The organism is Streptomyces sp. CC53 (genome assembly GCF_001865245.1).
Lineage (GTDB): Bacteria > Actinomycetota > Actinomycetes > Streptomycetales > Streptomycetaceae > Streptomyces.
In genome coordinates, this window is record NZ_MKXB01000204.1 from 31,830 (window position 1) to 53,353 (window position 21,524).

At 76.6% G+C, this 21,524-nt stretch carries 19 protein-coding genes; 13 read left to right on the forward strand and 6 right to left on the reverse strand.

Going from position 1 to position 21,524, the window contains the following annotated elements; translation table 11 throughout:
• Window positions 1-72 precede the first annotated feature (72 nt).
• The 7 genes from BJP40_RS27780 (at window position 73) to BJP40_RS27810 (ending at window position 9,206) form a co-directional block, all read left to right on the forward strand.
• The gene (locus BJP40_RS27780; RefSeq protein ID WP_079171526.1) at window positions 73-1,707 is read left to right on the forward strand and encodes an exopolysaccharide biosynthesis polyprenyl glycosylphosphotransferase; all 1,635 of its coding nucleotides are present in this window, start codon (window positions 73-75) and stop codon (window positions 1,705-1,707) included.
• Window positions 1,707-3,092, forward strand: a complete 1,386-nt coding sequence (locus tag BJP40_RS27785) for an O-antigen ligase (RefSeq protein WP_079171523.1) — start codon at window positions 1,707-1,709, stop codon at window positions 3,090-3,092. Before BJP40_RS27780 ends, BJP40_RS27785 begins: the two co-directional genes overlap by 1 nt.
• 122 nt (window positions 3,093-3,214) lie before the next feature.
• A complete protein-coding gene (locus BJP40_RS27790; protein ID WP_071283147.1) occupies window positions 3,215-5,440 on the forward strand; it encodes a lipid II flippase MurJ in 2,226 nt (741 codons plus the stop codon).
• A gap of 10 nt (window positions 5,441-5,450) precedes the next feature.
• A complete protein-coding gene (locus BJP40_RS27795; RefSeq protein WP_071264121.1) occupies window positions 5,451-6,200 on the forward strand; it encodes a polysaccharide deacetylase family protein in 750 nt (249 codons plus the stop codon).
• The gene (locus BJP40_RS27800; RefSeq protein ID WP_071283148.1) at window positions 6,197-7,315 is read left to right on the forward strand and encodes a glycosyltransferase; all 1,119 of its coding nucleotides are present in this window, start codon (window positions 6,197-6,199) and stop codon (window positions 7,313-7,315) included. Before BJP40_RS27795 ends, BJP40_RS27800 begins: the two co-directional genes overlap by 4 nt.
• Window positions 7,312-8,031 carry a lipopolysaccharide biosynthesis protein gene (locus tag BJP40_RS27805; RefSeq protein WP_226962526.1) on the forward strand — a complete coding sequence of 240 codons (720 nt, stop codon included), beginning with the start codon at window positions 7,312-7,314 and terminating at the stop codon, window positions 8,029-8,031. Before BJP40_RS27800 ends, BJP40_RS27805 begins: the two co-directional genes overlap by 4 nt.
• Window positions 8,028-9,206, forward strand: coding sequence for a GNAT family N-acetyltransferase (locus BJP40_RS27810; protein WP_071283149.1), 1,179 nt, complete (start codon window positions 8,028-8,030; stop codon window positions 9,204-9,206). Before BJP40_RS27805 ends, BJP40_RS27810 begins: the two co-directional genes overlap by 4 nt.
• A gap of 41 nt (window positions 9,207-9,247) precedes the next feature.
• On the opposite strand, the gene BJP40_RS27815 is transcribed toward BJP40_RS27810, so the two are convergent.
• Window positions 9,248-10,594: a glycoside hydrolase family 26 protein gene (locus BJP40_RS27815; protein WP_079171524.1), complete on the reverse strand. Its 1,347-nt coding sequence runs from the start codon at window positions 10,592-10,594 to the stop codon at window positions 9,248-9,250.
• A 375-nt stretch (window positions 10,595-10,969) separates the two neighbouring features.
• Between BJP40_RS27815 and BJP40_RS27820 the strand changes: the two genes are divergently transcribed.
• The gene (locus BJP40_RS27820; protein WP_071283150.1) at window positions 10,970-12,280 is read left to right on the forward strand and encodes an ATP-grasp domain-containing protein; all 1,311 of its coding nucleotides are present in this window, start codon (window positions 10,970-10,972) and stop codon (window positions 12,278-12,280) included.
• A gap of 19 nt (window positions 12,281-12,299) precedes the next feature.
• On the forward strand, window positions 12,300-13,601 hold the full coding sequence (locus BJP40_RS27825; RefSeq protein WP_226962525.1) for an FAD-dependent oxidoreductase: 1,302 nt from the start codon (window positions 12,300-12,302) through the stop codon (window positions 13,599-13,601).
• 394 nt (window positions 13,602-13,995) lie between these two features.
• On the opposite strand, the gene BJP40_RS27830 is transcribed toward BJP40_RS27825, so the two are convergent.
• The 4 genes from BJP40_RS27830 to BJP40_RS27845 form a co-directional block, all read right to left on the reverse strand.
• Window positions 13,996-14,229 carry a chaplin gene (locus BJP40_RS27830; protein WP_079171525.1) on the reverse strand — a complete coding sequence of 78 codons (234 nt, stop codon included), beginning with the start codon at window positions 14,227-14,229 and terminating at the stop codon, window positions 13,996-13,998.
• Window positions 14,230-14,421: 192 nt separating this feature from the next.
• Window positions 14,422-14,670, reverse strand: a complete 249-nt coding sequence (locus BJP40_RS27835) for a hypothetical protein (RefSeq protein ID WP_071264131.1) — start codon at window positions 14,668-14,670, stop codon at window positions 14,422-14,424.
• Between the two features lie 100 nt (window positions 14,671-14,770).
• Window positions 14,771-16,105, reverse strand: a complete 1,335-nt coding sequence (locus BJP40_RS27840) for a cytochrome P450 (RefSeq protein ID WP_071283152.1) — start codon at window positions 16,103-16,105, stop codon at window positions 14,771-14,773.
• A 155-nt stretch (window positions 16,106-16,260) separates the two neighbouring features.
• Window positions 16,261-16,644 (reverse strand): DUF6479 family protein, encoded by a 384-nt coding sequence (locus BJP40_RS27845; RefSeq protein ID WP_071264135.1) that lies wholly within the window; start codon window positions 16,642-16,644, stop codon window positions 16,261-16,263.
• 202 nt (window positions 16,645-16,846) lie between these two features.
• On the opposite strand from BJP40_RS27845, the gene BJP40_RS27850 reads away from it, so the two are divergent.
• The 4 genes from BJP40_RS27850 (at window position 16,847) to BJP40_RS27865 (ending at window position 19,864) form a co-directional block, all read left to right on the forward strand.
• The gene (locus BJP40_RS27850; RefSeq protein ID WP_071264137.1) at window positions 16,847-17,236 is read left to right on the forward strand and encodes a rodlin; all 390 of its coding nucleotides are present in this window, start codon (window positions 16,847-16,849) and stop codon (window positions 17,234-17,236) included.
• A 136-nt stretch (window positions 17,237-17,372) separates the two neighbouring features.
• Window positions 17,373-17,765: a rodlin gene (locus BJP40_RS27855; RefSeq protein ID WP_071264139.1), complete on the forward strand. Its 393-nt coding sequence runs from the start codon at window positions 17,373-17,375 to the stop codon at window positions 17,763-17,765.
• A gap of 188 nt (window positions 17,766-17,953) precedes the next feature.
• On the forward strand, window positions 17,954-18,484 hold the full coding sequence (locus BJP40_RS27860; RefSeq protein ID WP_071283153.1) for a SigE family RNA polymerase sigma factor: 531 nt from the start codon (window positions 17,954-17,956) through the stop codon (window positions 18,482-18,484).
• A gap of 33 nt (window positions 18,485-18,517) precedes the next feature.
• The gene (locus BJP40_RS27865) at window positions 18,518-19,864 is read left to right on the forward strand and encodes a hypothetical protein (RefSeq protein ID WP_226962524.1); all 1,347 of its coding nucleotides are present in this window, start codon (window positions 18,518-18,520) and stop codon (window positions 19,862-19,864) included.
• A gap of 16 nt (window positions 19,865-19,880) precedes the next feature.
• Here the strand turns inward: BJP40_RS27865 and BJP40_RS27870 are convergent.
• The coding region (locus tag BJP40_RS27870) for a bifunctional 3'-5' exonuclease/DNA polymerase (protein ID WP_071283155.1) at window positions 19,881-21,524 on the reverse strand (1,644 nt) is incomplete at its 5' end.

Consider the following 21,524-nt stretch of genomic DNA (forward strand, 5'->3'; position numbering starts at 1 on the left):
CTGACCACCGGCGGCGCCGAGGCGCCTTCCGGCGCGGCGGCGTCCAGGGTGCCGGAGGCCTCCGGAGAGGCCGTGGCACCGGAGGAGCTCACTGGCTCGTCCGCTCCGGTCGGCGCCGACCGGACCACGGCCGGTCCGTCGGACCCGGTCGGCTCCTGCGGCACGGGAACGGGCGCGACCGCAGGGGGCGCCGCGGGCACTCCTGCGGAGCCCCGGGGCGGACCGGCGGTCCGCACCGCCGCCCGTACCGGCGGCACCGGGGTCGCCCGCCCGCGCAGGACCGCGGACCGGACCGGATGGTCCGCAGCTCCCGCGCACCGGCGGGCCGGAGTCCCGCGCCAGGCGCCCCTCGCCTTCACGGTGGCGCTCGTGGCCGCCGACTGCGCGGCCGTGCTGCCGGCCGCCCTCGTCCTGGCACCGGGCCAGCGGTCCGCCGGGCTGCTGCTCGCACTCACCGTCCTCACCGTCGCCCTCCACGCGGCCGCCGGGCTGTACCGGGCCGCGCGACCCCCCGCCGCGCTCCTCGACGAACTGCCCGCGCTCGCCGGCCGGATCGCCGTGGCCTGGCTTGCCGCCGCGGCGCTCCTGGCCACCCGGGAGCCCGTTCTCGCCCTCGGGCCGGGCGCCCTCGCCGCCGGGTACGCCGCCCACCTCACGGCGCTGGCCGCCTGCCGCGCGGCCGTCCACCACGGGCGCCGCCGCGCCGTCCGCAACCAGCCGCGTTCCGCGCTCGTCGTCGGACCCGCCACCGCCGCCCAGCGGTTGGCCGCGCTGCTGCACCAGCACCCCGAGTACGGCGTGCGGCCCGTCGGCGTCGTCGGCACCGCGGGGCAGGACATCCCGCAACCCGCGGCGGCCGAGCCCGGCACGCTCCGGGCACCCCTGCCGCTGCTCTGCACCCCCGAGGAGATCCAGCGGGCCGTCATCCAGAACTGCGTCCGCGACGCCTTCCTGGTCGCCGCGGACGACGCCCCCGCCCGGGGCGGCGGCGACCTCGCCGCCCTCCTGCGCCGCCACGGCTGCACCACCTGGCTCGTGGGGCCCGCCCACGGCGGCGGCGCCGTCCCGATGCACCGCCACCTGTGGGGCTACGAGCTGCGCGCCCTGCCCGACCCCGGTGCGCCGCGCCGCAGCCGCCTCCCCAAGCGCGCCCTGGACCTGGCGCTCGCCGTGCCGCTGCTCCTCGCGGCCGCGCCGGTCCTGCTGCTGTGCGCCGCCGCCGTACGGCTCTCCGACGGTCCCGGCGTGCTCTTCCGGCAGGAGCGCGTCGGCGAGAACGGGCGGCTCTTCACCCTGCTGAAGTTCCGCACCCTGCGCCCCGCCGACGCCACCGAGGCCGCCACCCGCTGGAACGTCGCCGACGACGACCGGCTCGGCGCGGTCGGCTCCTTCCTGCGCCGCACCTCCCTCGACGAGCTGCCCCAGCTGTGGAACGTGCTGCGCGGCGACATGAGCCTGGTCGGGCCGCGTCCCGAACGCCCTTACTTCGTCGAGCGGTTCAGCCGCATGCACCCCGGTTACGCGGCCCGCCACCGGATGCCGGTCGGTCTCACCGGACTCGCCCAGGTGCACGGGCTGCGCGGCGACACCTCCATCGAGGACCGCTGCCGCTTCGACAACCACTACATCGACCACTGGTCGCTGTGGCAGGACGTCTGCATCCTGCTGCGCACGGCGGCGACCCTGATCCGACCGGCGGGTGGCTGATGTCCGCGCTGTCCTTCCCCCTCGTACGGCCCGGTGGGGCGCCGCCCGGGTGGGCCCGCCGGCTGCTGCCGCCGCGGGGTGCGGGAGCGGAGCGGGCGCCGCTGCCGCTGCACCTGGCGCCGCTGCTCGCCGTCGTCGCCCTGCTGGCGCTGCCGCCCGCGGGCGGACCCGGCGGGGGCGCCACGCTCGCCGACGCCGCCTCCGGACTCCTCGTGCTGGGGTGCGCGGTCCGCCTCGCCCGCACCCGTTCCCGGCCGCTCACCCCGCTCGCCGCGGTCGTGCTCGGCCTGCCGGTGCTGGGGCTCTGCGCGGCCGCCGCGGCTTCCCACGATCCCGTGGCGAGCCTGCCGGGTCTGGTCCGCTACCTTCAGGTCTTCGTGCTGGTCCCGGCGGCCGTCGTGCTGACCGTCCGGGACCGCCGCGACCTCGCCGCCGTCGCCTGGTCGTTCGTGGGGCTCGCCCTCGTGCAGGGCGGCATCGGCGTCGTCCAGTACGCGACCGGCACCGGGGCCTCCTACATGGGTGAGGACATCCGCGCCGTCGGCACCTTCGGACCGACCGACGTGATGGGTATGGCGACGGTCGTCTCGTTCGGCATCGTCGCCGCCGTCGGTCTGGCGCTGGGCGGCCGCGGGACGCCCCGTGCCCGGGTGGCCGCCCTCGGCTGCGCGGCCCTGCTCACCGTGCCGCTGGTGCTGTCCTTCAGCCGCGGCGCCTGGATCGCGACCGCCGCCGCCTGCGGGGCGCAGCTCCTGCTCACCGGCGTGCGCCGGGCCCTCGTGGCGGCCCTCGCCGCCGCGGCGGCCGGCGTGGTCCTCGTGGGCGGCTTCGGCATCGGCTCCGCGATGGTGCAGGAACGCCTGGTCAGCATCACGCAGGTGGCGGACGCGCCCGACCGGTCCGTCACCGACCGGTACACGATGTGGGCGGCGGCCGTCGACATCTGGCGGGACGCACCGGTCACCGGCGTCGGCCTGAAGGGCTTCCCGCAGTACCGGGACGGCCACGCCTCCCTGGCGCTGTCGTCCGGCAGCGAGACGGCCGGCGCCGGCATGGGCTACCAGCGGCAGCCGTTGCTGTCCCCGCACAACATGTACCTGCTCATCCTCAGCGAGCAGGGCCTGCTCGGGCTGCTCGCGCTCGCCGGGGGGTGGCTGGCCCTCGCGGTGTGCGCGGCGCGACGGCTGCTCGCCGTGCGCCGCGGGCGCGGGGCCGGCTTCGACTGCGGCCTGGTCGCCGTGGGACTGCTCGCCTGGCAGCTCGTCGACTTCCTGTACGCGGACATCGGCGGCCCCTCCACGGTGCTGACCGCCGTCCTGCTGGGCGTCGCGGCGTGGTGGGCCGTCGGCCCCGGCGCGGAGCAGGCGGAGGCCCGCCGTGCCTGAGGAGCGGGCGGAGGCCGCCGTGGCCGGGGCCCATGAGGCCCATAGGGCACAGGGGGCCCGGGGGGTCCGGGGGGAGCGGGCGGAGGGCCACCGTGGCTGAGGTCCGCGAAGAAAGGGCCCCCGTGCCCACCCGCCCCCGCACGCAGGACCCCACCGCCCCGGGCCGGCCCTCCCGTGCGGCGGGCACCGGGACGCGCCCCAGCGGCCCGCCCGCGGACACCGCCCGGCCCGGCCCGGCGGCGCGGCGCGGCGCCGGCGGACCGCTCGCCCGCGCCGCCCTGGTCACCGCGGGCCTCACCGCCGCCGGGGCGCTGCTCGGGCTCGTACGGGACCAGCTGCTGGCGCGGACCTTCGGGGCGGGCCCCGAGACGGACGCGTTCCTCGTGGCCTGGACGGTGCCGGAGTTCGCGTCGACGCTGCTCATCGAGGACGCGATGGCGCTGCTCCTCGTCCCCGCCTTCAGCCGGGCCCTCGCCCTGCGCGCGGCCCGCCACCCCGGCCCCGACCCCGTGCTCGGCCTCGTCCGCACGACCCTGCCCAGGACCGTCCTCGGCGCCGCCGCGGGCGCAGCGCTGCTCGCGCTGGCCGCGCCCGCCCTCGTACCGCTGCTGGCGCCGGGGCTCCCCCGGCAGGAACTGGCCGTCGACTGCACCCGGCTCACCGCCACCTGCGTGCTGTCCTTCGCGCTCGCCGGGTACTTCAGCGCCGCCCTGCGCGCCCACGGCCGGTTCCTCGCACCGGCCGCCATCTACGTCGCCTACAACGTCGGGATCATCACCGCCGTCGTCCTGCTCGGCCCCGGCTGGGGCGTGCGCGCGGCGGCCGCCGGCGTCGCGGCGGGCGGGGTGCTCATGGCCCTGGTCCAAGGGCCCGCCCTGGTGCGGCGGTTGCGGGCGGGCCGGCGCGAGGCGGCGCCCGAGGGCGACCGCGACCGCGTACCGGCGGCCGGGGCCTTCGTCCTCGCGCTCATCGCGCCCGTGATCGTCTTCGCGGTCGCCCGCCAGTCGCAGGTCCTCGTCGAGCGGTTCCTCGCCGCACCCTTGCCCGCCGGGGCCATCTCGCACCTCAACTACGCCCAGAAGGTCGCCCAGCTCCCGATGGTGCTGTCGCTGATGCTGTGCACCGTCAGCTTCCCCGTCGTCGCCCGCGCCATCGCGGCGGGCGACCTGACAGCCGCCCGCCGCCGGGCCGAACGCGACCTGCTGTTCGCCGGTGTGGTCGTCCTGACCGGCACCGCCACCGTCATCGCCGCCGCCCCCAGGATCGTGGAACTGCTCTTCCAGCGCGGGGCGTTCCATGCGGGCGACACCGCAGCGACCGCCTCCGTCATGCGGGTCTACGCCCTCGGCCTGCTCGGCCACGCCCTCGTCAGCGCTCTGGTACGGGTGTACTTCTCCAGCTCCCGGCCCCTGTGGTTCCCGGCCGGGGCGATGCTGCTCGGGGTGGGCGTGCACGCCGCGCTCGGCGCCCTGTGGGTGGGCCCCTTCGGGGCCGCCGGGATCGCGCTGGCCAACGCCGCGGGGATCACCGCCGCCGCCGCACTGCTGCTCCACGGCGTACGGCGGCACGGCATCCCGCTGTCGGCCCGCCGGGTCGCCGGGGGCCTCGCGCGGCTGGCCGCCGCCGCCGTCGCCGCGACGGCGGCCGGAGGCGTCGCCGCCGCCCGGACCGAGGCCGCCCCGCCGCTGCCGGCGGTGCTGCTCGTCGGGTCCGTCGCGGTCGCTGTGTTCCTGGCGGCCGCACGGGCGCTGGGGGCCCCGGTGGTGCCGGACCTGCTGCGCGCGGCCCGGCGGCTGGCCCCGGTCGTGCCCGCCCGCGCGGCCCGACTCCTCGGCTCCGCCCGTGGCCGGATCCGCCGCGGGACCGTTCGCGGTGCGGGTGCGGGTGCGGGTGCGGGTGCGGGTGCGGGTGCGGGTGCGGGTGCGGGTGCTGCGCCCGCTCCGTCTGCCGGTCCTGGTGTCGCGGTCGGCCCGGCCGTCTCGGCTCCCTCCGCCGGCCCTGCGGTCGCGGTCGGCCCCGTCGTCCCCGGCGGACCGGCCGTCGCCGCTGCCTCCACCGCTCCCGGACCGGCCGGAGCAGTCGCGGCCGGGTCCGCGCCCGCGGGTGCCGCAGGGCCCGGACCCGAAGAACCCGGCGCCGCCGGTTCCGGTTGCGTCCCGCCCGAAGTCCCCGCTCCCGCCCCTGCCTCCGGAGCCGAGCCCGCCGACGCCGACCCGGTGCCCGCCGTGCCCGAAGCCCCCGGCTCCGGACCCGCCGGCTCCCCCTCCTCGCCCGCCGGGCCGGATCCCAGGCCCGCCGGGCCGGATCCCGCCGGTGCCGCCTCCCGCCCCGTCCGCTCCGCACAGTGAAGGCTCAGCCATGACCGGCCGCACGCCGCCTCCCTGGATCGCGATGTACCACTCGGTCGACGACGACAGGGACGACCCCTACCAGGTGACCGTCACCCCCGGCCGGCTCGACGCCCAGCTCCGCTGGCTGCGGGCCCGGGGGCTGCGCGGCGTCGGCGTGCGCGAGCTGCTCGACGCCACCGCCCGCGGCGCCGCGCGCGACCTCGTCGGGCTCACCTTCGACGACGGGTACGCCGACTTCCTCCACCAGGCCGTCCCGCTGCTGCACCGGCACGGCTGCACCGCCACCGTGTTCGTGCTGCCCGGCAGGCTCGCCGAGGACAACGCGTGGGACGAACTGGGACCCCGCAAGCCGCTGCTGAGCGCTCCCGACCTGCGCCGCTGCGTCGACGCCGGGATGGAGGTCGCCTCCCACGGCAGCCGCCACACGCACCTGACCCGCGCCGACGACGCCACGCTGCGCGCCGAGGTCCACGGCAGCCGAGAGCAGCTGCGCGCCCTCACGGGGCGGGCGCCGGCCGGCTTCTGCTACCCGTACGGGGAAGTCGACGCCCGCGTCGCGGCCGCGGTGCGGGACGCGGGCTACGCGTACGGCTGCGCCATCGACCCCGACGCCGACCTGGCCGGCGTTCTCGCCCTGCCCCGGGTCCACATCGGGCAGCGCGACACCGGCTGGCGGCTCGCCGCGAAGCGCCGGCTGCACCGCCTGCGCCGCCGCACCCCCGCGAGCCTCGCGCCGGCCCCGGTGGCCGTGTCGTGAGGGTCCTGCACGTCATCACCGGCCTCGGCATCGGCGGCGCCGAGCAGCAGCTGCGGCTGCTCGTCGGCCACCTGCCGGTGCACAGCAGCGTCGTCACGCTCACCAACCCCGGCGCCGTCGCCGACGCCCTGCGCGCCGACGGGGTGCCCGTCGCCCACCTCGGCATGCGCGGCAACCGCGACCTGTCCGCGCTGCCCCGGCTCACCGGCCTGATCCGCCGCGGCCGGTACGACGTGGTGCACACCCACCTGTACCGGGCCTGCGTGTACGGGCGCCTCGCCGCCAGGCTCGCCGGCGTGCGGCGCGTCATCGCGACCGAACACTCCCTGGGCGCCGCGCAGATCGAAGGCCGGCCCCTCAGCTCCGGTGCCCGCGCCCTGTACCTCGCGACCGAGCGGCTCGGCACCGCGACGGTCGCCGTGTCCGACACGGTGGCCCGCCGGCTCGCGGACTGGGGGGTGCGGCCCTCACGTGTCCGCGTCGTCCCGAACGGCATCGACGCGGCCCGGTTCGCGTACGACGAGGCGGCCCGGCACGCCACCCGGCGGCGGCTCGGGCTCCCCCCGGACGCGTACGTCGTCGGGGGCGTCGGCCGCCTCGCGCCCGGCAAACGCTTCGACACCCTCCTCCACGCGCTGCCCGAACTCCCCCCGGACGTGCGGCTGCTGATCGTCGGCGAGGGCGCCGAGCGGTCGCGGCTCGCACGCCTCGCCGCGTCCCGCGGCGTCACCGACCGGGTGGTGTGGGCGGGTGCGGTGGGCGCCGGGGAGCTGCCGGGGCTGCTGTCCGCCATGGACGTGTTCGTGTCCTCGTCGGCCGACGAGGCGTTCGGGCTCGCCGTCGTCGAGGCGCTGGCCGCGGGGCTGCCCGTGCGGTACGTGGCCTGTCCGGCCCTCGACGACCTGCCGCCCGGGGAGGCCCCGGGCGCGCTGCGGATCGGCGGCACCGCGGCCGACGTGGCCGCTGCGGTGCGCACGACCCGCGCGGAGGGCGCCCGCCGCCTGCCGGTGCCGCCGGCCGCCCACCGGTACGACATCGCGCACAGCGCACGGCAGTTGATGACCCTCTACAGCGAACCCCTCCCGCGACTCACCAGAGAAACGAGTGACCGATGACCAGCCCGCGACCGACCCCGCGCACCTTCCTGCCGCTGAGGCGCCGCCTCGCCAGGCTCAGCCGCCGCGTCGCCCGCCGCCTGCCGCGCGCGGAGCGCCTGCGCAGGCCCGGCCCTGCGTGGATCGTCCCCGGCGCGGTCCTGACCGGCCTGGCCGCCGGCGGCGGGTACGGGCTGCTGAAGACCCCCCAGTACGCGGCGACCAGCTACGTCGTGGTCGTGCCCGCGGAGCGCTCCGACCCGGCGGGGGCGATGGGTCTGGCGCAGGCGTACGGCCGGGTCGCCACCGACATCGCCGTCGCCGGGGACGCCGCCGTGTGGGCGCGGGTGTCGCCGGCCGTGCTGCGCGCGAACGTGCAGGCGGCGACCTCCCCGGACGCCCCGATGATCTCCCTCACGGCGCGCTCCGCCCGGCCCGCCACCGCGGCCGCCATGGCCGACAGCGTGGCGAGGGCCCTGGTCCAGAAGGGCAGCCACGCCGAGACCAGCACGAACGTGCGGGTGGTCCAGTTCGCCCGGGCCACCAGGCCCACCAGCCCCGTGTCGCCGTCACCCGCCCTGGCGGCCCTGGTCGGTGCCAGCGCGGGCGGTCTCCTCGGCGGCCTCGCCCTGCTCGCCCGCCCCCGCCGCCGGGACGGCGCGGCGGACGCCGCCCCCGGCACCGCGACCGTCCCGGCGCCGAGCCCGGCCGCCGAACCGCAGCCGGAGTCCGTGTGAGCGCGGCGGACACCCTCGGGAAGGCGCCCGCCACCGCGGGCCGGGCGGCCCCAGCCGTCACCGTCTGCCGTGACGCGGGGGAGTTCGCCGCCCTCGCCTCCGACTGGCAGGACCTGCACGGGCGGTGCCGCAGCGCGACGCCGTTCCAGTCGCACGCCTGGCTGTCGTCGTGGTGGCTGTCGTACGGGGTTCCGGGACGGCTGCGCACGGTCCTCGTCCGGGACACGGCCGACGGCCGGCTCCTGGCGGCCGCGCCGCTGTGGCTGGCGCCCGGTCCCGCACCCGCCCTGGTCCTGCTCGGCGGGGCCCTCACCGACTACGGCGACGTGCTCGTCGACGACGACCGCCCCGAGGCGCTCGCCGCGCTCGCCGGCGCGCTGGCCGCACTGGCCCGCACCGCCGTGATCGACCTGCGGGAGGTGCGGCCCGGCGCCGCCGCCGAGCGCCTCCACGCCTCCTGGACGGGGCCGCGGCGGCGGTTGCCCGACTCCGTGTGCATGGAACTGCCCGCCCGGCCGGTCGACGAGCTCGCCGGCCGCCTGCCCGCGTCCCGGGCCCAGCGCGCCCGGGCCAAGCTGCGCAGGATCGACCGCGAGGGCGTCGTCGCGCGCACCGTGCCCCCGGCGGAGGTGCCGCAGGCCGTGGCCCGGCTCCTCGACCTGCATCGGCGCCAGTGGGCCGGGCGGGCGGTGAACCCGGAGCACCTGACGGAACGGTTCGCGCAGCACCTCGGCCGGGCCGTGACGGCCATGGCGGAGACGGGCCAGGCCCGGGTGACGGAGTTCCGGCTGCGCGGCGACGCCGAGCGCGACGTGGTGGCGGTGGACCTCACGCTGCTGTCGCCCCGGCTCTGCGGCGGGTACCTGTACGGCGCCGACCCGGTGCTGCGGTCGCTGAAGGTGGACATCGCGACGCTGCTGCTGCGCACGTGCGCCGGGGCCGCCGCCGAGACCGGGCAGGGCACCCTCAGCCTGCTGCGCGGCGAGGAGCCCTACAAGCACCACTGGCGCCCCGAGCCCGTGGTCAACCAGCGGCTGCTGCTGGCCCGCGGGCGGACGGCACCGGCGCTGTGGCTCAGGGCCGGGTACGCCCGCTGCCGCCGCATGGCCGCGGACCGGTTGCGGGACCGCGCCTGGGTGCGGCGGCTGCGGGGCGGCGGCGGCGCGGGGCGGTGAGGCCGCCCCTGCCGCGCCGCCACCGCGGCATCCTGCCGGTGTCAGGACCAGAGGCCCTCCCACCAGTCCCAGCGGACGCAGACCGGTTCGTCGAGCCACTTCTGGACCCACGGGCCGAGGTCGATCGGCGTGCACGACGGCTCGTCGGGCTGTTCGGCCTCCGGCACCGGCTCGTGCTCGGGCAGGGGCCACGTGGGGTCGGTCGGCCACGTGGGGTCGGCCGGCCACATCGGGTCGGTCGGCCACGTCGGCCCGGGCGGCTCGGTCGGCTCCGCGGGGACCTGCGGCTCCACCGGCCCGGTGGGGTCGACGGGCTCACCCGGCTCGACCGGCCCACCCGGCTCGGCGGGTTCGTCCGGCTCGGTGGGCTCCACCGGCTCCAGGGGCTCCGTCAGGCCGTACAGCATCGACCGGAAGACCTCCGAGGACCGCGGGTTCGCCCGGCACTGCCACACCCCGTGCGGGCAGTAGTCGCTGATGGAGTGGTACACCGGCCGGTGCTCGTTGATCCATTCGAGCATCCGCCGCATGTACTCGGGATTGTCGCCGTTTCGGAACAGGCCCCACTCCGGATAGGAGATAGGCTTTCCGTGGGCCGCGGCGAATTCCACGTGATGCCGCAACCCGTACGGTTCGTTCGCCTGCTCGTCGAAAGTCCGGCCCGGCGGCTGGTCGTAGGAATCCATCCCCACGATGTCCACGACGTCGTCACCCGGATAGCAACGCGTCCACGGAATGGCGTCCCGTCCGCGATTGGGGGCGAAGTCGAACCGGAACTCCTGGCCGGGCACCTCGCGCATGGCGGTGACGATGCGTTTCCAGTACCTCTTCCACGCGTCCGGATCCGGCCCGCAGCGGTGGCTGTACGTCGAGCCGTTCATCTCCCAGCCGAGCACGATGACGGTGTCCGGCGCCCCCATCCCCACCAGCCGCTCGGCGAGCCCGCGGAAGTGGTGGTCGAACAGGCCGTCGGCACCGCGCCGCAGCAGCGTCCGCACCAGACCGTCCGGCAGCCGGCTCTCGTTGCGCTCCAGCATCGGCACGTTCAGCACCAGCAGCCGGTCCTCCCGCTCCCGGCGCCACCGCGCCCAGGACTCCAGGAAGCCCGCCTTCCCCGCGATGTTGGACCACCGGTCGCCGGGCAGGTAGGTGTGGCCGACCCGCAGCTCGGTGCCGCCGAGCCACTCCTCCAGCTCCGCCATGCGGCGGATGCCCCCGGGCCCGTAGTCGAGGTACGCGCCCAGCGCCGTCTCCCCGGTGACCACCGGGTCCCGGGCCGCCGGGAAGTCCGCCGCGTGGCCGGGGGCCGAGACCACCGAGCAGGAGACCAGCAGGCCGGCGGTGAACACCCCCAGCCAGGTACACGCCGTCCGTCCGCCGTTCCGCATCACCGTCTCCTTCCTCGTGCCGCCGTCCGGCCCGTCGGCGGACCGGTGGAGCGGCGGACCCGCCGTCGGCCCGGCGGCCCGTCGGCCGGTACCTCCCGGCCGCCCGTTCCACCCGGCGCCGGGGCCGCACCGGAGTCCCACCGGTCCCGCCGTCGGCCGGCAGATACCGGCCGTCCGGGTCCGCCCTTCCGCCGTACCGACGGCAATCCGTCGTCTCCGCCGGATTCCCAGGGCAGTTCCGCCTTTTCCGAGCATCGTGCACATCGTGTGGATCAAAAGTATTCCTATTGATCCGACCGGGGCGTCCGTCCCGCATTTTCCTAGGCCATCAGTGGAGTTCATCGCCCGGTTGGGGCACTGACACGAGGACATTCCGTGCCGCTCTTCGACACCCGCGTCGCCGCCGTGCTCCTGCGGTGCGACCGCAATCCCTTCCACCACGGCACGCTCGGGGCCGTACGCTCACTCGGCCGGGCCGGTGTGCCGGTCCACGTGGTGACCGGCCGGCCCGCGGGACCGGTGTCCCGCTCCCGCTACGTGCACCACTGGCATCCGGGGCCCGACACGCCGGGGCTGACGGGCCTTCGGACCGCCCTCGTGGGCGTCGCCGAGCACATGGACGGCGAACCGGCCCTGCTGCTCGCGATGGACGACGTCACCGCCGTCTCCCTGGACGGGCTCCGCGCGGAGACCGACGGACCCGCCGCCCGCTTCCTGCTGCCCGACCAGCCGTCAGGGCTGGCCGCCCGGGTGGCCGACAAGGCGTCCCTCGCCGCCACCTGCCGGCGCCTCGGCGTCCCGCACCCGCGCACCCTCGCCCCCGCCGACGCCGAGGAGGCCGCCGCCATGACCGCGGCGCTTGGCCTGCCCGTCGTCGCCAAGTGGAGCCGCCCGTGGCTGCTCCCGCCCGGCACCGGACTGCGCAGCACCGTCCTGGCCCGCTCGGTCGCCCAGGTCCGCGAGCTGTACGGCCGCCGCGCCGAGGCCGGCAGCACCCTGCTGCTCCAGCAGTACCTGCCCGAGGGCCGCGACCTGGACTGGTTCTTCCACGCGTACTGCGACCGCTCCGGCGCCTGCTCAGTCGCGGCGACCGGCCGCAAGGTGCGCTCCTGGCCGGACGGCGCGGGACTGACCGCGGCCGGGGTCTGGGCCCCGAACCCGGCGGTCGAGCGGACCGCCCGCGACCTCGTGTCCGCCCTCGGCTACCGCGGCATCGCCGATCTCGACTTCCGCCTCGACCCGCGGACCGGCACCTACCACCTGCTGGACTTCAACCCCCGGCCCGGCGCGCAGTTCCGGTTGTTCGCCGACCCGTGGGGGCTCGACGTGGTGCGCGCGCAGCACCTGGACCTGACCGGCCGTCCGGTGCCCGACCTGGCACGCTCGTACGGCCGCCGGTTCGTCGTGGAGAACTACGCCGCCCTCTCCCTGCTCGCGTCTCCCCGGCCCCGCACCCGTGCGGGGACGCCCCGGTGGGGCGGCGGTGTGGAGCGGGCCTGGTACGCGTCCGACGACCCCGTGCCCGCGCTCGCCATGGCCCGCGCCTGGGCCGCGCACCTGGCGCGGCGCGCTTGGGCGGCGCTGCGCCGGGCGTGGCGGGGCCGGGTGCCGGGCCGGCCGGGCGCGCGGATCCCCGCGCAGCAGCGTCCCCGCTCGGCGCAGGACTTCCCCTCCCCCCGACCGTGACGAAGGAAGGACGACAGAGGTGGCCTCGAAGCACGACGACCGCGACGATGTGGACCTGGTGATCGTGGGGGCGGGCCCGTACGGCCTGTCCGTCGCCGCCCACGCGGCGGCCCGCGGACTCTCCCTGCGGGTCTTCGGCCGGGTCATGGACGCCTGGAAGCGGATGCCGCCCGGCATGCTGCTGAAGTCGGAGCCCTGGGCCTCGGACCTGTCGGACCCCGCCGGGGCGTACGGCCTCTCCGCGTACGCCGCCACCCGGGGCGTACGGGCCGAGCACGGCCGGCCGCTGCCGGTCGGGTTCTTCGCCGCGTACGGCGAGTGGTTCGCGCGGCAGGCCCTGCCAGTCCCCGTGGACCCGCGCACGGTCGCCGCCGTCCACCCGCGGCCCGACGGCCGGTTCGCGGTCACGGCGGCCGACGGGGAGACGGTCGGCGCCCGCACGGTCGCCCTCGCGATCGGAAGCCGGCCCTTCGAGTACGTTCCCGGCGCGCTGCGGCACCTGATGCCCCGGCAGGTGACGCACAGCAGCCACCACGCCGACTTCACGTGCTTCGCGGGCCGCGACGTGACGGTCGTCGGCGCGGGCCAGGCCGCGCTGGAGACCGCCGTGCTGCTCGCGGAGGCGGGCGCACACGCCCGGGTGGTGGCACGCTCGGGCCACCTGGTGTGGAACACGGTGCCGCCCGCGCTGCGGCGCAGCCGGCTGGAGGCGGCGAGGGCCCCGCACACCGGTCTCGGCTGCGGCTGGCAGAACCTCCTCTACGCCCGCACCCCCGGGCTCTTCCGGCGGCTGCCCGCGCCGACCCGGGAGCGCCTGTTCGGCACCGCGCTGGGGCCCGCCGGCGCGTGGTGGCTGCGGGAGCGGTTCGCGTCGGTGCCCGACGTGCGGCTCGGCCGCGCGGTCGTGGCGGCCGAGGCGACGGGCGCGGAGGGCGAGGGCCCGGTGCGGCTCACCCTGAGCGCCGGGCCGGGTGCGCAGCCCGTCACGCTGGACACCGACCACGTCGTCGCCGCGACCGGGTTCACCCCCCGGCTCGACCGGGTGCGGCTGCTGGGGGAGGAGCTGCGGGACGAGCTGCGCACCACGGGTGCGCTGGGAGCCCCGGAGGCCGGCGCGCACTTCGAGTCGTCCCACCCGGGGCTGTTCCTCGCCGGGCTGCTCACGGCCCCGTCGTACGGCCCGGCGATGCGTTTCGTGTACGGCGCCGGCTACACGGCCGAGCGGCTGGTGACGGGGGTCGAGCGGCGGCTGCGGGCGCCCGGACTGCCGGAGGTGCCGGTGGCCCGCTCCCGCCCGGCCACGGCTCCGCTCGCCCGCTGACCGGGGCCCGGTTCCGGCCCCGCCACCGGGCCTGCCGGGACTGGCACGACGGGGGTGGCCCGTGGTCTCCGGTCCCGGAGGTGCGCCACGGGCCGCGGGGCCGGTGGGCCCGTGGCCCCGTGCCCCGGGTCCGGAGGCGCGGGACCGCCGACCGGGTCCGGCCTTCCGTTCGGTTGCGGGATGCGCGCTCCGGGCACGGGCGGGGCGCCACGCCTCGGCGGCGCTTCGGGCCCGGCGGTCCGGGCCGGTGGGGGGACCGGGCAGCGGTCGGGACCGGCGGTGCAGCCGGTGGGGACGCCGTCCCGGATGGCGGCGGTCAGGCGGGTGCGGCATGCGCGGAGGCCGGCTCCGGAGCGTCCTCCGGAGCCGGCCTCACCACGTCTGGTGCGCGGTGTCAGTCGTTGATGCAGACGTTGCCGAACGCCGGGTTCAGGCCCGCGATCAGGTTCAGGCTGTTGCCGCAGACGTTGATCGGCACGTGGATCGGGATCTGGACGACGTTGCCGGACAGCACGCCCGGGGAGCCCACGGCAGCGCCCTCGGCCCCCGCGTCGGCGACCGCCGGAGCGGCGGCGCCCAGCGCCATGACGATTCCGGCAATGGCCACAGCGGCCTTCTTGCACTTCATTTCTCGGCTTCCTTTCCGCAGCGGAAGTCAGTCTTGCCACGGATTTCGTGACCCACGAGCCCCGGGTTGGGCCCCGCTGCCGCCGCGAATACCACAACGAATGCGTAACCGAAAAGACACCTGCCGAACTCGCGGGGCTTTTGATTCACTCGAACGCCAACGGCCCGGCAGGCGTGGCCAGTAGACAGCGGTTCAGCGGCGCGGCCACACCGGCCGGCGCACCAGGGCGTCCCATTCGTGGTCCCTCGCGCCCGGCACCGCACGGCCCTGGGCCCGCCATTCCCGGGCGAGGGAGGTGAACAGCGGGACGGTGTCGGCGGGGCGCGCCGGGCCGGTCGTCCGGGCGCCGGCGGTCGTCCCCCCGTGCCCGGTCCAGGCGGTCGCGGTCCCGGTCTGCGGAGGGGGAGGCACGCGCTCCCACTTTCCGGCGCCAGAGGCCATGCCAACCCTTCCGTTCACAGCGTGTGGCGGGCTTTTCGCATGATGTCACAGCCGCCTCGTCCGCACCGGTACGTCCGGAAATCCACCCCCGGACCGCACGTCAGTGCGGCAGCACGGCGAACCGCAGCCCGAAGTGGTCGAGGGTGCGTGGCAGCGGCCGGTCGGGGCGCAGGCGGCCGGGCCGGTCCGGCAGGTAGGTGTGGCGTTCCAGCAGCGCGGCGAGCAGGGTCGAGGTCGCGAACAGCGCCACGTCCTCACCGGGGCAGGCGCCGGGTCCCGCGCTGAAGGGGTACAGCCCCGCGGTGTCCTCCGCGGTGCCGTCGAGCCAGATCTCCGGGGTGAAGCGGTCGGCGTAGGGCAGGGAGCCGCGCTGGAAGAGCGGCGTGTAGATCAGGAACTCCGTACCGGCGGGCAGCGTCCCCTCGCCCCAGGCGGTCTCGCGGACGGCTTCCCGCAGCAGGAAGGGCGTCGTCGGCCAGAGCCGCACGGACTCCAGGACGCAGGCCCGGGTGTAGGGCAGCGGCCGCGGCTCGGTCAGGTCCGTGACGGCGAGCTCGTTGCGCACCTGCGTGGCCTGGGACGCGTGGGTGGCGAGCAGGGCGAGGGCCCGGTAGGCGGCGATGCCCGCCGCGTCGAACCCGGACAGCCAGTGCGGCACCTGGCCGACCGGGTCCGTGCCGGGGGCCGCCGTCGTCGCGGCGAGTGCGGCGGCGAGACTGCCCGGCTCCGCCCGCTCCACGTGGTCGCGCAGCCGGCGGTCGAAGCGGTCCCGCAGGCGGGCGCGGCCGGGGGAGGCCGCGGGCCGGTCCGCGGAGGCGCGCAGCCGCCCGAGCATGGCGGTGAGGGCGGTGTCGTCCCGTGCGGTGTCCCCGAGGGCGAGCCGCCGGACGGTCGCCTGCCAGGCCTCGGAGAACCGGTCCCAGCGCAGCTCGCCCGTGCCGGCGGAGACGGCGGCCAGCAGCAGCCCGGCCTCCTCCCGGACGGCCCGGAGCATGCGGGGCGCCAGGCTGTGGAGCTGGTTGCCGGTTTCCAGTGCCGTCTCGTCGAGGAGTCGCCGAGCGGCCCGCTCGTCGCCGCGCACGACGAGGGCGCCGTGCGGCTGGAACCGCTCCAGCGAGGCCCGGTTCTCGACCCCCGAGGGGGCGTACGGGTCGGGCGTACCGGCCAGGACGGCCTCCGCGTCCGCGGCGTCCAGCAGCACGGCGAAACGCCGTCCGGCGAGGTCGATCCGCAGCGGCCCCGGCCCGTAGCGCCGCCGCAGCTCGCCGAGCAGGCGGACGGCCCGCCGGTCGGCCGCGTACCGCTCCGCCAGCGCCATCCCCGTACGGCGCCGCAGCAGTAGACCCGCGGCCAGTGCGGGAGCCAGCACCACCGCGCCGAACCGAGCGGCGTCACGCGCGGAGGCGCTGCGCGGCTCGGCCTCTGCTTCCGTCATACCGCCCCGGGTCCCCCCGCCCCGGCGGCGCATTCCTCTCGCCCCCGCCCCTCTCCACGGCCCCTCACGCCTGACCGGCACACCGGTCGCGCGGGGACGCGGCCCCCGGGCCTGGAGGGGAAGGGGGCCCGGGGACCGCTCGTGGCCGCTGCAGGTCAGCCGCCCGTCATCGGCCCCCCGCTGCCGAACCCGCCGCTCTGCGAGCCGCGCCACTTGTGGTCGTCCTCGGACACCGGCGACGTGTCGGGCTCGGTCGGTTCGTGCTTCAGCTCGTACGGCATCAGCCGCCGCTCGCCCTGCGGCACCTCCGCGGGCTTGCGGTGGCCCTCCACCTCGCCGGGCAGCCCGGCGTCGGGCGGCCGTTGCGGATGCTCCTCGGGTTGCGGCGGGGCGGCCTCCTTGATCCAGATGCGCCGGCCCAGCCAGAAGGCCCCGATGAGGAAGCCGACGATCAGGATGCCCGCGATCAGCTGGCCCAGTCCGTGCCGGACAAACGTCGGGGCCGCGAATTCCGCGCTGAGGTAGACGAAACCGTTCATAAAATAGGAGTACCCGCAGGCGGCCGTCGGACACCGCCGGTCGCGGACGCCTCGGCGACAACGCCGTCGGAATGATCGTCGTAAGAATTCTCAACCTGTCTTCGTGGATTGCGCTCTTCGGGTGACCTCGCGGAACCTAAACAGCGCCGAGCTGTTGGTCAGAGCGACCCGAGACCGGGTTTCTCGACGAGAAGGATCACGAATGATCAAGAAGGCTCTGGCGTCCGCGGGCGTCGCCGCGGCCGTGCTCGGCGCGGGCGCCCCGATGGCCGCCGCCACGGGTGACCACGGTGTGGACACCCAGAACGGCAACTTCGCCGCCCAGTACTACGGCAACACGACGACGGGCGGCTACATGAGCCCGCAGATCGGTCTCATCCAGGGTTCGTTCAACAAGCCCTGTGTCGGTCTGCCGGCCCAGGTCGACGTCCAGAACATCCTGGCGCTGGTCAACGTGGGTGTTCAGGACATCCTCAACGACACCCAGAACCAGCAGTGCGCGGAGAACTCCACCGCGGTCAAGGGCGACAGCGCCCTGTCGCACATCCTGGAGAACGTCCTCTCCGAGAACGGCTCCGTCGCCGTCCGCTGACGGCCCGCGCCACCCGGCCCGCGTGGCCTCGCGCCGTGCGGGCCGGTATCCCGCTTCATCCCTCTCCCCATGCGCCCCACCTGCGGGTGGCGGCAGACGACCCGCACGCCGGGTCTCTCGACGATAAGGATCGACCATGATCAAGAAGGTTCTGGCTGGTGCCGGTGTCGCCGCGGCCGTCCTGGGTGCGGGCGCGCCGATGGCCGCCGCCACGGGTGACCACGGGGTCGACACCCAGAACGGCAACTTCTCGAAGCAGGCCTACGGCAACACGGTCACCGGCGGGAAGATGAGCCCGCAGATGTCCCTCGTCCAGGGCACCCTGAACAAGCCGTGCCTCGGCGTGCCGATCCAGGCCGACGTCCAGAACATCGTCGCCCTGGTCAACGTGGGCGTCCAGGACATCCTGAACGACACCCAGAACCAGCAGTGTGTGGAGAACTCCACCGCGGTCAAGGGTGACAGCGCCCTGTCGCACATCCTGGAGAACGTCCTCTCCGAGAACGCGTCGGCGGCCATCCGCGGCTGACGTCCGCCGGAGCGCATGGGCGGGCCCCCGCATCCGAACCACGGGTGCGGGGGCCCGCCCATGTCCGCGTGCCGAGCGCCCGGAGCGGCCCCCTCGATCGCCGGGCCCGATCGCGGAAGTCGTGTGAAACATTTCCCCGGGCCACCGCGTCGGTGAGGTGAGGGCACCAGCGGTGCGAGGGGGAGGGCATGGGACGGACCGGCACGGACGGGTTCCTGGAGTTCGCACGGGGGAGGGCCGGCCACCTCTACCGCTCGGCGTGCCTCCTCACCAGCGGAGACACCCACCTCGCCGAGGACCTGGTGCAGGAGACGCTCGGCCGGATGTACGTCCTGTGGGGCCGCACGGCGCTGTTCGGGAGGGCGGCACGGATCGACAACCCGGCGGCGTACGCGCAGACCGTCCTCGTCCGTGCCTTCCTCAGCCACCAGCGGCGCCGGTCGTCCACGGAGCGGCCGCTCGGGGCGCTGCCGGAGGCCGCGCAGCCGCCCGCCGCCCACGACGACCCGGCGCTGCGCGTCGCGCTCCTCGACGCGTTGGCGGACCTGCCACCCAAGGACCGGGCGGTCGTCGTGCTGCGGTACTGGGAGGACCGCAGCATCGAGGAGACCGCCCAGGCGCTGCGGGTCAGCTCCGCCGCCGTGCGCACGCGGTCGGTGCGGGCCCTGGGCAGGCTCAGGCAGCGGCTCGGCGGGGGCATCGCCGAGTACGCCCGCTGAAACGTTCGTTCATGTTCCTGTACACATCGTGACATGCACCTGGGGGCTGGAATGCCGGAAGAGGGACGGTTCGAGGACGACTTGGTGGTCGCCCTGCGCCGCACGGGCGACACCTTCGCTCCGGACGGCGGCGGACTGGTGGCGGGCGGGGTGGCCCGCGGCCGGCGCCGTGTGGTGCGGCGGCGGACCGGAGCGGTCGCCGGGGGTGTGCTGGCCCTCGCCCTGGTGGGCGTCGGCTGTGCCTACGCGGCGGGCGCGCTGGGCGGCAGGGCCCGCACGGCGGACGTGGCCGCCGACCGGGGGGACGGGGGTCCTCCGGTCGCGGCCGCGCCGCCCGGGCCCAGTGCCGCGACCGGCCGGGTGGACCCGGTTCCCTCAGCCACCGCCGAACCGCCGCCCAGGGCGGAGGGCGGCGGGGTCAGCGCTGCGGAGGTGCTCAGGACGTTCCGGGCGCTGCTGCCGGGCGGCGAGCTGACCGAGCCCGCCGCGCGGGGCACGGCCGAGGGGCCGACGGCCTCCGGGGTGTTCGACGACGGCCGCGGCCGGGCCGCGGTCGGCATCGCGTTCTTCCGCGTCGCCCCGGGAGACGACACCTACACACGCTGCCCGGACGCGGCGCTCGTCCCGCACGACGGCTGCACCACGGAGACCCTGCCCGGCGGCGCCCGGCTGATGGTCCTCAAGGGGTACGAATACCCCGACAAGCGGGAGGAGACGAAGAACTGGCGGGCGTCGCTGGTCCACCCGGACGGCGTGGTCGTCGACCTGAACACGTGGAACGCGCCCGCCCAGAAGGGCTCGGCCGTCTCCCGGGCGGAACCGCCCTTCACCTCCGCGCAGATGAAGGCCGTCGTCTCGGCCGACGCCTGGAAACCGGTCCTCGACCACCTGCCCGACCCGGGAGGATGGCCGGAGGAGGGCGGGCCGGAAGGGCCGGTGGCCGGCGACGGCTCCGGCGAGGCCGCGGTGAAACCCCTCTTCCTGTCCCTGCTGCCCGAGAACCTCACCCGGGTCCGCAGCGGCGGTGAGGGCGACTACGCGTACGCCGTCGTCGACGACGGCAAGGGCCGCAGCCTCGTCCAGGTGAACGCCCAGCCAGGCATGGGAGGCGCGGGGCCCTCCCTCTTCCCGCCGGGCTCGTACACGACCCTGGCCGACGGCACCAAGGTGAGGGCGGTCCGGCAGGCGGGGGAGAAGGGCGGCAAGGACGTGGTGTGGTGGAGCGTCGACACGCTGCGGCCGAGCGGCTACCGCGTCGTGGTCTCCGCCTTCAACACCCCGGACCAAGACCAGGACGCCACCCGCGCCAAGCCCGCGCTCGACATGGAGCAGCTGCAGACCATCGCCACCAGCGAGAAGTGGCTGGAGCCGGCGGAGTGACCCGCCGGACGGCCGCTCACTTCGCGTCCGCGTAGCACTCCACCGTCGTCGTCGTGAACGGGAAGCGCACCGGCGTGTCACCGAAGGCGATCCGCCCGGCCAGGTCCCCGGCCGCGCGGATCGCCTCGGCGACCGCCTCCGCCTCCCCGGCGGGGCAGTGCACGATCACCTCGTCGTGCTGGAAGAACACCGGCTCCGCCCGCATCCCGGCGGTCGCCCGGCGCAGCGCGGCCAGCATGAGCAGCGCCCAGTCCGCGGCGCTGCCCTGCACCACGAAGTTCCGGGTGAACCGGCCCCGGGCGCGCGCGTCCAGCGAGGCGTACCCGGGGACGTACCCGCTCGTGTCCGCGGCGGGGGCTCCCTCGTCGTCCCCCTGGGGCAGGCCCGCCTCGCCGGCCTCCCCGGCGCCGACCGCCGGCGGGCTCGTGCGGCCCAGCCAGGTGCGCACCAGCCGGCCCTCCTCGCCCGCCCGCGCCGCGTCGTCCACGTACGCCACGGCCCGCGGGAACCTGCGGCGGAGCGCCGCCAGGTCCTTCAGCCCGTCCCCGCTGGTCTGCCCGTAGACCGCGCCCAGCAGCGCCAGCTTCGCCTCCTCCCGGCCGCCGGGGAACGCCCGGTCCGACAGGCGCGTGTACAGGTCGCCGCCGTGCCCGGCGACCTCCATGAAGCCCGGGTCGCGGGAGACCGCCGCCAGGACGCGCGGCTCCAGCTGGTCGGCGTCCGCGACCACCAGCCGCCAGCCGTCGTCCGCGACGACGGCCCGCCGGATCACCTTCGGGATCTGCAGCGCGCCCCCGCCGTTGGTCGTCCACCGGCCGCTGACCGCGCCGCCCGGCACGTACTCCGGCCGGAACCGACCGTCCCGCACCCAGTCCTGAAGCCACGACCAGCCGTGCGCCGTCCAGATCCGGTACAGCGTCTTGTAGGCGAGCAGCGGCTCGACCGCCGGGTGGTCGACCGCGGCCAGTTCCCAGCGGCGCGTGGACCGGAGCCTGACACCCGCCTGCGCGAACGCCCTCACCACGTCGGCCGGCAGGTCGGGCCGCACCCGCCGGCCGAACGCCGCCGACACCTCCTCCGCCAGCTCCGCGAGCCGGCGCGGCTCGCCTCCGCCCGCGTACCGCTCGCCCAGCAGCTCGTGCAGCACCTGCCGGTGCACGTCCGCCCGCCAGGGCAGCCCCGCCCGGTGCATCTCGGCCGCCACCAGCGCCCCGGCCGACTCGGCCGCCGTCAACAGCCTCATGCGGTCCGGGTGCTCGGCCTCCCCGTGCCGCCGCTGCTGCGCGGCGTAGACCTCCAGCAGCCCGTCGAACGGCACGTCCGGACCGGTCGGCCGCGCGTCGAAAAGCGAGGACTGCGCGCCCGGCTCCGGCGCCCTCGCCGGGGGGTCCGGCGGCACGGGGCGGCCGCGCAGCCGTGCCCAGGCAGCCGCCGCCGACCGCGGCTCACCGAGCCGCCCCTCGTGGCCGAGCAGCAGCTGCTCCGCCGCCTCCAGGTCGTAGCACCGCTCGACCCGCACGCCCGCCGCCAGCAGCCGCGGGTACAGCCCGGCCGTGGACCGCCACACCCACCGGTCGACCTCGGGGCGGGAGCGCACCGCCTCCACCAGGTCCGGTTCCTCCCGCACCGGGCCGGCGGGCAGGCCGTCGGGGCCGAGCGG

What these genes read in the sequence shown, in the direction of transcription:
- BJP40_RS27785 (WP_079171523.1), top strand. Translation starts at nt 1,707, where the DNA reads ATGTCCGCGCTGTCCTTCCCCCTCGTACGGCCCGGTGGGGCGCCGCCC.
- BJP40_RS27795 (WP_071264121.1), top strand. Translation starts at nt 5,451, where the DNA reads ATGACCGGCCGCACGCCGCCTCCCTGGATCGCGATGTACCACTCGGTC.
- BJP40_RS27805 (WP_226962526.1), top strand. Translation starts at nt 7,312, where the DNA reads ATGACCAGCCCGCGACCGACCCCGCGCACCTTCCTGCCGCTGAGGCGC.
- BJP40_RS27815 (WP_079171524.1), bottom strand. Translation starts at nt 10,594, where the DNA reads ATGCGGAACGGCGGACGGACGGCGTGTACCTGGCTGGGGGTGTTCACC.
- BJP40_RS27830 (WP_079171525.1), bottom strand. Translation starts at nt 14,229, where the DNA reads ATGAAGTGCAAGAAGGCCGCTGTGGCCATTGCCGGAATCGTCATGGCG.
- BJP40_RS27835 (WP_071264131.1), bottom strand. Translation starts at nt 14,670, where the DNA reads ATGGCCTCTGGCGCCGGAAAGTGGGAGCGCGTGCCTCCCCCTCCGCAG.
- BJP40_RS27840 (WP_071283152.1), bottom strand. Translation starts at nt 16,105, where the DNA reads ATGACGGAAGCAGAGGCCGAGCCGCGCAGCGCCTCCGCGCGTGACGCC.
- BJP40_RS27845 (WP_071264135.1), bottom strand. Translation starts at nt 16,644, where the DNA reads ATGAACGGTTTCGTCTACCTCAGCGCGGAATTCGCGGCCCCGACGTTT.
- BJP40_RS27850 (WP_071264137.1), top strand. Translation starts at nt 16,847, where the DNA reads ATGATCAAGAAGGCTCTGGCGTCCGCGGGCGTCGCCGCGGCCGTGCTC.
- BJP40_RS27855 (WP_071264139.1), top strand. Translation starts at nt 17,373, where the DNA reads ATGATCAAGAAGGTTCTGGCTGGTGCCGGTGTCGCCGCGGCCGTCCTG.
- BJP40_RS27860 (WP_071283153.1), top strand. Translation starts at nt 17,954, where the DNA reads ATGGGACGGACCGGCACGGACGGGTTCCTGGAGTTCGCACGGGGGAGG.
- BJP40_RS27865 (WP_226962524.1), top strand. Translation starts at nt 18,518, where the DNA reads ATGCACCTGGGGGCTGGAATGCCGGAAGAGGGACGGTTCGAGGACGAC.